This window comes from Aeromonas sp. HMWF017 (assembly GCF_003061465.1).
GTDB lineage: Bacteria > Pseudomonadota > Gammaproteobacteria > Enterobacterales > Aeromonadaceae > Aeromonas > Aeromonas veronii.
Genome location: NZ_QAJD01000002.1, coordinates 1 through 8,702, shown reverse-complemented (window position 1 = coordinate 8,702; position 8,702 = coordinate 1). Strand labels below are relative to the sequence as shown.

Annotated in this window: 9 protein-coding genes; all 9 read left to right on the top strand. The window is 58.4% G+C overall.

Going from position 1 to position 8,702, the window contains the following annotated elements; genetic code table 11:
* The first annotated feature begins 119 nt into the window (after positions 1–119).
* A complete protein-coding gene (locus tag DBR30_RS00190) occupies positions 120–998 on the top strand; it encodes an NAD(P)-dependent oxidoreductase (RefSeq protein ID WP_108542391.1) in 879 nt (292 codons plus the stop codon).
* Positions 995–1,747: an SDR family NAD(P)-dependent oxidoreductase gene (locus tag DBR30_RS00185; protein WP_108542390.1), complete on the top strand. Its 753-nt coding sequence runs from the start codon at positions 995–997 to the stop codon at positions 1,745–1,747. The genes DBR30_RS00190 and DBR30_RS00185 overlap by 4 nt, the downstream gene beginning before the upstream one ends.
* A 280-nt stretch (positions 1,748–2,027) precedes the next feature.
* Positions 2,028–2,312, top strand: a complete 285-nt coding sequence (gene atcJ / locus DBR30_RS00180; RefSeq protein ID WP_005343121.1) for a cold adaptation protein ActJcold adaptation protein ActJ — start codon at positions 2,028–2,030, stop codon at positions 2,310–2,312.
* Between the two features lie 23 nt (positions 2,313–2,335).
* A complete protein-coding gene (gene atcA, locus DBR30_RS00175) occupies positions 2,336–2,878 on the top strand; it encodes a cold adaptation protein AtcA (RefSeq protein WP_040067053.1) in 543 nt (180 codons plus the stop codon).
* A 12-nt stretch (positions 2,879–2,890) separates the two neighbouring features.
* A complete protein-coding gene (gene atcB, locus DBR30_RS00170; RefSeq protein ID WP_005335887.1) occupies positions 2,891–3,658 on the top strand; it encodes a cold adaptation protein AtcB in 768 nt (255 codons plus the stop codon).
* 11 nt (positions 3,659–3,669) lie between these two features.
* The gene (gene atcC, locus DBR30_RS00165; protein WP_108588139.1) at positions 3,670–4,572 is read left to right on the top strand and encodes a cold adaptation protein AtcC; all 903 of its coding nucleotides are present in this window, start codon (positions 3,670–3,672) and stop codon (positions 4,570–4,572) included.
* 525 nt (positions 4,573–5,097) lie between these two features.
* The gene (locus tag DBR30_RS00160; protein WP_108540887.1) at positions 5,098–6,594 is read left to right on the top strand and encodes a peptide MFS transporter; all 1,497 of its coding nucleotides are present in this window, start codon (positions 5,098–5,100) and stop codon (positions 6,592–6,594) included.
* Positions 6,595–6,916: 322 nt separating this feature from the next.
* Positions 6,917–7,714, top strand: coding sequence for a CPBP family intramembrane glutamic endopeptidase (locus DBR30_RS00155; protein WP_219927538.1), 798 nt, complete (start codon positions 6,917–6,919; stop codon positions 7,712–7,714).
* A gap of 665 nt (positions 7,715–8,379) precedes the next feature.
* Positions 8,380–8,702 (top strand): hypothetical protein (locus tag DBR30_RS21030; RefSeq protein ID WP_219927537.1); only part of this gene is annotated, 323 nt, incomplete at its 3' end.

The following is an 8,702-nucleotide window of genomic DNA, read 5'->3' as shown; positions in this document are numbered from 1 at the left end:
ATATCAGACAGTCATAAAAGCCATTTTTCACGGCGACACTGGGCAAATATAGTGGCTTACCTGCCACAAGGCATCCCAATTTTCTATATCAACGACTATCAACACAGTCAGGAGCCATCATGCGCCATCTCTCTGTCATCGGCCTCGGAGCCATGGGCTCCGCCCTCGCCACCACCCTGATCAAGGCGGGCCATCCGGTCACCGTCTGGAATCGCAGCACCGCCAAGGCCGCACCGCTGCAAGCGCTGGGTGCGACACTCGCCCCCTCGGTTGGCGAAGCCATCGCTGCAAGCGATATCACCCTTGTCTGCGTCGATAACTACGCCGTCAGCCAGCAGTTGCTGGATGAGGCAAGCGATGCGGTGGCGGGCAAGCTGCTGGTGCAGCTCTCCACCGGCAGCCCGCAGGGGGCCAGAGCGCTGGAGAGCTGGAGCCACGCACGCGGCGCCCGCTATCTCGATGGCGCCATCCTCTGCTTCCCGGATCAGATCGGCACCAGCGATGCCAGCATCATCTGCTCGGGGGCCAGCGCCGCCTTTAGCGACGCCGAACCGGTGCTGCGCCTGCTCGCACCTACCCTCGACCATGTGGCCGAGGCGGTGGGCGCCGCCGCGGCGCAAGATTGTGCCGTCGCCGCCTACTTTGCCGGTGGCCTGCTCGGTGCTCTGCACGGCGCGCTGATCTGCGAGGCGGAAGGGTTGCCGGTTGCCAAGGTGTGCGCCCAGTTCAGCGAGCTGTCGCCGATTTTGGGGGGCGATGTGGCCCACCTTGGCAAGACGCTGGCGAGCGGCGATTTCGATCACCCCTACGCCAGCCTGAAAACCTGGAGCGCCGCCATCAGCCGCCTCGCAGGTCACGCCACCGATGCCGGGATCGACAGCCGCTTCACGCGCTTTGCCGCCGATCTGTTTGAGGAAGGGGTGGCGCAAGGGTTTGGTCAGCAGGAGGTGTCGGCCCTCATCAAGGTGCTGCGGGCGCGCAATGGAGCGGCGCAATGAACGAGCTGACCAACCAACCCCAAATCGCACTGGTCACCGGCGCCGCTGGCGGGATTGGCCGCCAGCTCTGCATCGGGCTGGCCGAGGCGGGTTATCGGGTGATCGCCACCGATCTGGCTCCTCACGCTTTTGACCATCCCGAGATCCACTTTCACCCGCTCGACTTGCGCGATGAGCGGGCCATCGTGGGGCTCTTTGCCGAGGTGCGCGAGCAGCACGGCGGCATCCATCTGCTGATCAACAACGGCGCCATCAGCAAGTTCCACACCCGCTTCGAGGAGCTGAGCGCAGCCCAGTTCGATCAGGTGATGACGGTCAATGTGCGTGGTGCCATGCTCTGCGCCCGCGCCTTTGTGCAGGCCAACCGCGGGTTGTCCTATGGCCGCATCATCAATATTGCCTCCACCCGCTGGCAGCAGAACGAACCGGGTTGGGATGCTTACGGCGCCTCCAAGGGGGCGCTGGTCGCCCTCACCCAGTCCCTCGCCAACTCGCTGGCCGACTACCCCGTCACGGTCAATGCCATCAGTCCGGGCTGGATCCAGGCGGAGGATTACCACACCCTGACCGAGGCAGATCATCGCCAGCACCCGAGTGGCCGGGTCGGGCGCCCTGACGACATCACCCGCGCCTGCCTCTTTCTGGCGGATCCCCAGAACGACTTTATCAACGGCGCCAATCTGGTGGTCGATGGCGGGATGAGCAAGAAGATGATCTACCACACCTCCGCCTCCTTCTGGGAGGAGTAACCCCTGCGGCGGCAGCCTCGCCCCGGCCTGCCGCCCGCTCCTTTTCTGCCCGTTTTTTCATCGCTTTTGCCCCGCCGCCCTTGCACTGGCCAGACCGACTGGCAACAATAGGCACTCAACTGACCCCTCTTCATTTCGCCCGTTAATTGATCGCCCAACTCATCGCGTTGGCGGGCTGTTTCCGTTAAAATGACGGGTTTTTGCCGTGCCTGGTTTGCCAATCCCCACCATCAGGCACTCGCAGCGTGAATCCTATGATGCCAGTGATGCAGGATCTGCCATGAACAACTACTTTCGGGTGCTGGGCGTCAAGTCCAACGCCAGCGAAAACGACATCAAGAAAGCCTATCGTCGGCTGTCGAACCAGTACCACCCCGACAAGCTGCACGGGGCCAGTGAAGAAGAGAAAGAGCAGGCAGCCATCAAGCTGCACCAGGTAAAGCAGGCCTATGAAGTGCTGTCCGATCCGAAACAGCGGGCCGCCTTTATCAAGGATTTCAACAACGTCATCGTGACCGACCCCGCCTCCGCCATGCAGGAGATGTGGGATCAGTTCTACCCCTGAAACAGCAGGCAGAAAGAGCAACTATGCAAAAGAGATGGGACCAGGCGCGGCTCAAGTCGCTGCAAAGCGATGCCAGCGAAAACATCGAATCCTACCGGGATCAGGACGACCCCAAGGGGCTGGAACAGTTCACCGACCAGATGAAGAGCCTGCTGCTGGCCGATATGAGCATGCTGGAGTTTATGCCCGAGTATCTGCCGCTGGCCCTCTATGGCCGGGTGCAGTTCCCAGCCAAGGCCAAGTCGCAGTGGAACAAGTGGCTCACCAGCGGCGAGCAGCCGAGCTGGGACGAGTTCAAGGTGAGCGTCGGCTTCAACAACGCCGCCCTGCCGCTGGTCAAGGCGGTGCGAGCCCAGAGCGAAGATCAGCTGATGGAAGCCTGCGCCGTGCTGTTCCTGCTCGACAACCCGCTACCGCGCGGCAGCCACCGCGGCGATGACGACTATGAGCTGCGCGACGAAGAAGATGAAGACGGGGAAGATGCCGACGCCGACTACCACGGCGGCAGTGACCGCTATGGTGATGACGACGGCGATCAGGATATGTACGACGAAGTCCGTTTCTAATTGGGGCAAGGCATGAGCAACAGTCTGATAGAAATTACCGCCATCGAGATCAAAGAGCTGGCCGTTATCGAGCCGAAGCAGGCCAGCGAGAAGTTCGAGCTGATCGCCAAGACCATGTCTGACGACCAGCTGGCAGAAGTGATTGAAAACATTGATATCGTTACCCTGACCCAGATTAACGGCCAGCACGATATCTCCTTCCCCTCCATCATCTCCGAGCTGATGACCCCGGAGCGGATCCGTGACATCGTCTGCCAGCAGCCGCTCTACTGGGAAGAGGCAATCAAGAACAACGCCGACGAGCTGCAACAGCACACCTTCGACTTCCTCAACTACCTGATCCGCACTCAGGATAGCGAAGCCAAGCAGCGCGAGATCCTCGAGTGCGTGGCCGAAGATCCGGCCGGTCTCTTCTACCTCGCCATCCCCTTTATCGAGTTCTATCGCGGCGATCGCTATGAAGAGGACGAAGGCTATCGCGACGTGCTGCACGCCGAAGAGGAAGACCTCGAAGAGTCCCTGCGCTACAGCGAGCGCCAACAGAGCGAGGATGTCCACGACTACGCGCTGGATGACCCGCGCAGCCTCTTGATGCTCATTCGCGAGCTGGCCCCCGAGGTGGAGAAAGCCATCAAGGCGCTGCTGCGCAACGAGCACTCAACCTGGGACGGCATCATCAACAAGTTTGCCGCCGAACTGGTGATGCAGGCCAAAGAGAAGAACAAGGTCGAGGAAGACGAGTACGGCGACGTCGACGACATGTTCAGCTTTCTGGATTAAGGAGCCCATTCATGCAGTTAGTCATTCGCGATGCCAACCAGGGCCCCTTTCTGAGCCAGGTGCTGCGCTTTGGCCGCGACAACGAACTCTTGAGTCAGCAGCAGCTGGCCGCCATCAAGGGCAAGGCGGTGCTGATGAGCCTGAAATTCGCCGACAAGTACTACAACAAGTACAAGATGCACCTGCTGGAGCAGGCCGCCCACGACGTCATCGGCGTAGTGAGCCTCGGCCTGCAGGAGCTCTCGGCGCGGGATCCGGCCAAGGCGCTGGCGCTGCTGCAGGCGCCGGAAGGCCCTATCAAGCCGTTCCAGAAGGGCTGGTCAATGCTCATTACCGTCAGCCCCAAGCAGGCTGGCAACAGCCTCTACGGTGACGTGGATGCCCGCCTGCTGGACAAGATCTCGAGCCCGCCCGATGTGGAGGAGTGGCAAGGGTGGCAGGAGTACGAGAAGGCGCTGACCGAGCACAACAAGAGCCGCCTGATGGAGCTCATCGACCAGCACTTTTTCGCCTGCGAGAGCGACCACCCCACCATGGAGGACAAGCTGGCCGAAGCGCTGCTCTACCGCATCCTCTGTGGCAAGGGCAGTGGCGCCGCCCCGCTCAAGGTGAAGCAGGATCTCAAGCGCAAACTGGCGCGGGAGATTGAGCTCGACGAGGGCTGGTATGACACCGACTATCTGGCGACTCAGCTCACCCTGCTGCTGAGCGCGCTGCCCGCCGACATGGCCGCCGCCCTGCGCCAGGAGCTGAGCCCGGGCTTTGTGCCCAACCTGCTGCACACTCTCGGCTTTGTGCGCCAGTACCAGCTGCAGCAAAAAGAGAACGCCTCGCCGGAGAAGCTCGACAACATCGAGATGCGCGCCGGTCTTAAGCACCCGCTGCTCGGCTGGCCGCTCTACCACGACTTCTAAGGCCGCTTTCGCCGCCCATCAGTCGCACCACAACGCCCGGCCCGCCGGGCGTTGTTCTATCCTCCCCTCACCCTCTCGACAACAGAAAGGGAACACGCGCAAGTCACCCTGAGGCTACCCCTTCTCTTCCCGATATTTATTCACTCAATGCCCAAGGATGAATAAACAACCTGCAATACAACAACTTGGCGCCAGCTGCGTTTCGGGACAACAAAGCGGGACGCAGATCCCGCTACAGCGCCATAATCGGCACCAAATAGCCGACTGGATCACATCAACCGTGTCGCAATCGCGTGGTAAGTCGAGCTAAAACCACGGCTCAATCACGCATAAAAAGGCGAAATAGATCAATAAAAAGCAATTAATCGCGCCGGATTAAATTTCAGGTATGGCTATTTGCACCGCTTGGCCGCTAAATGACAGACCGGCCTTCAGACCAGCATGGAAGCGCACAAGGCTAGCCGGCAGCAGACCGGTACGCTCTCAGGACGAGTTATGACTTTCTTCTCTCACAGGAGACAGACCGTGAGCGCTTCGACACCACACCCTCATCACGCCGCCGTCCCACCCGGCTCAGGCGCCCTGTTCTTTATCCAGACCTTCGCCACCCTGGGTTTTGCCGTGCTCTACTCCACCCTGGTGCTCTACGCCACCAAGCGGCTCGGCTTTAGCGAATCCCAGGCCAACGCCATGATGGGGATCTTCGGTGCCTTCAACTACGGCCTGCACCTCTTTGGCGGCTACCTTGGCGGGCGTTACCTCAGTAACCGCAACCTGTTCGTGATGGGAATGGTCTTGCAGGTGATCGGCTGCTACTTCATCGCCGAGATGGGGATCACCGGCCTCTACTGGGGGCTCGCCATGTTCCTTACCGGCAGCGGCCTCAACGTCACCTGCCTCAACATGATGCTGACCCAGCGCTTCGCCCCGGATGATCACCGCCGCGAGAGCGCCTTCCTGTGGAACTACGCCGGGATGAATCTGGGCTTCTTTATCGGCTTCACGGTGGCGGGCTACTTCCAGCTCACCGAGGATTACCGCACCCTGTTCCTGTTTGCGACGCTGGGCAACATCATTGCCATCATCGCCACCTTCGCCTGCTGGCCCATTCTGGCGGATATCAGCACCCCGCTGCGCCATGTCAAAGGGAGCGGCTTCTACCGCCGCATGCTGGCCGGGATCGCCATTCTGGCCATGCTGGTGCCGGCGCTGCGCCTGCTGCTGACCCACGCCAGTTTCAGCGGCAGCTTCGTGCTGATCCTGGGGGCCGTGGTGCTGGTGCTGCTCTGCGTGATGACAGCCCGCCATCCGGACGCCGCCGAGCGCAGCCGCATGGTGGCCTACCTGATCCTCGCCCTTGGCTCCCTCATCTTCTGGTCGCTCTACCAGCTGGCGCCCATGGGGCTGATGCTCTTCTCCGAGCACAACATCAACCTCAACGTGTTCGGATTGCGAGTCGCTCCCCAGTGGATCCAGAACATCAACACTATCGTCATCGTCATCGGTGGCCCCCTGATGGCACTGCTGTTCAAGCGGCTGCGCGAACAGGGCTGGAATATCGACATCCCCTCCCAGTTTGCCGCCTCCCTGTTCTGCATGGGGCTCGGCATGCTGGTGCTGCCGATCGGCATTCATCTGGCGGGGGCCGACGGACTGGTCGCCTTCAAGTGGATCGCCATCAGCTATGTGCTGCAGAGTTTTGGCGAGCTGCTGATCTCCCCCATCGGTTACGCCATGATTGGCAAGCTGGCCCCCGCCAGCCTGCAAGGCTTGATGATGGGTTGCTGGATGATGGTGACCGGCGTCGCCTCCGTGCTGGCGGGCTATGTCTCCGGCGCCATGCCGCAAAATATCGGCAGCACCCCGGTCGCCACCAACCCGGGTTACAGCTCGGTGTTCAATATGCTGGGCTGGGGCTCGCTGGCGGGCGGCGTGGTGTTGCTCCTGCTGGTGCCCCGCCTGCGCCAGCTGATCGCCTCCAAGATCACCCCGCCACCGGCGGCGACAGCCATTCCTGTCTGATCGGGCTCGGGCCAGCCATTTTATTGACCCCAGCCAGTGCGAGCGGTTGAATCAGCAACGCGGCTGATAATGCAAGGGGCCCCGCCATCATGGATGGCGGGGCCTTCTCTTTTGGTGGGATGGATGGCTCATTTCAGGCGGGCAGAGTGGCGCCCATGATGATTTTTGCATCAAATCAACCAATCCATTTTTGGCTGTCGCATCAATGAAACAATCCAGTATCTGGGACAAGCTGCGCACCCCATGGCCGCGGCAACCTCGCGGGGCACAACCTTGGTGTACGATTGTCTGCACCACACCCGAATACATATCGAGAGACACCATGAGTGAAGATCAATCTGCCGCCATGCCGGTATTGAATGACAAGGATTGCTATGGTTTCGAGCGCAAAACTGCCGGGGATTTCCCCTTTTATCGCGAGGGGCCCCATGCATTATCTGCCCGCCACTGGATAGTGCTCCTGCTGGGTGCGGCGCTGGGTTTCTCGATGCTGACGGTGCCGATCGCATTTTTTAAAACCACCATGGGCGGCTTTGTTCCCGCCATCCTGTTTCCACTAATTCCGCTGGCTGTGCTCGCCATGATGGTGGGTAAAGGGTGGCGCGCACTGTTTCGCACACCGACATGGCGGGATGTTCTGTTGATGGTGGCCATTGCTGGCACCAATATTCTGGTCTCCTTTACCGTTGCATTGTTGCTGCAGCTTGTTTTCAAAATGAATGCAAACCCGGCCAACGCCCTGCTGGCAGAGGCCTCAGATACGGCACTCATCCTCTTTTATTTAAAAACGGCCCCGCAGCTGTTCGGTGAGGAGGTGGTCTCCATCTTGCCGTTTCTGGCTGTGCTCTGGTTTTGTCACCAAAGACTCGCCATGACGCGCAAGCGTGCCATTATCACCGCCTGGGTCTGTACTGCGCTTATCTTCGGAGCGTTGCATCTGCCCACTTATGAGTGGAATTTCGTGCAATGTTTTCTGGTTATCGGAACGGCCCGCATTGTGCTGCTCACTGGCTACCTCATTACCAAAAATATTTGGGTATCGACCGGCGCGCACATTATCAATGACTGGCTGCTGTTTACCATCATGGCTGCGTTTCTGGGCGCTCACGCCGCCGGGTAGCGGCAATTCATGCAATCCATTGCACCAGCGGCTTCGCGGATTCAATAGCGGTGCAATTTCATTGCACCCTACGGTTACCTCCCCTCACCCTAACCCTCTCCCAAGGGGAGAGGGAACCAGTGCCTGCCAACCTGAAGCCGTGGTAGTCACCCTTAGCTATCACGCCATACCACGGTCACTATCAATGGCTGCGATCTCTGCTCCCTTCTCCCACTCTTTGCCATAGATAAGGGGAGAAGGGTCGGGATGAGGGGAGCAAACCATCACAGCAGAAGCCACCAACAAGCAGCAGAGCGTTAAATCAAGCAGGAGCGAGTAGGGTCGATTAGCGAAGCGTAATCGTCCGCACCGTAATCCCGGTGGCTATAGACATGGAGAGAAGAGATCAGCTGGAGCATCAACAGAATAATGGCAACCTGTTTTCACGATCGTCTGATTACGCTTCGCTAATCAGACCTACGGATCTGACCCTCTCCCAGAGGGAGAGGAGGGTAACAAGGAGATCTACAACAACATTACGAAAAACCATTTCTCCTCATCACACCCACAGCCATATAACAAGTGTTTTATATCACATCTTTGGAAAGATCAGCTTCATATAAAACCACTCAAAAGTTACACTCAGACACAAGTGATAATATTGTTTTTATATATAGAGATTTTTCATGACTTTGAACTTTGATGTTTTAATAGACTCTGATGATTATTCAGTTGATATGACCTCTGGTTTGGAAACTTTGCAAGGAGCATCTGAAGTCACAAGGCAAATTGCAGAAACATTATTAACTGAACACGTACCACAACACCTAACAAGCGCAAGTAGAGTTAGAACAAAGCTAAAAAGAACTTTTAATGGCTCATATGGTCAAATATATTCTTTAGAAATAAATGATGAAATTCTCGGAGAGAGATATAAGCGTATAGGAAAGAAAACCTTCTTAGAACTTATGTCATACTTTATAAATGAGGCTTTATATTTGGAGTCACC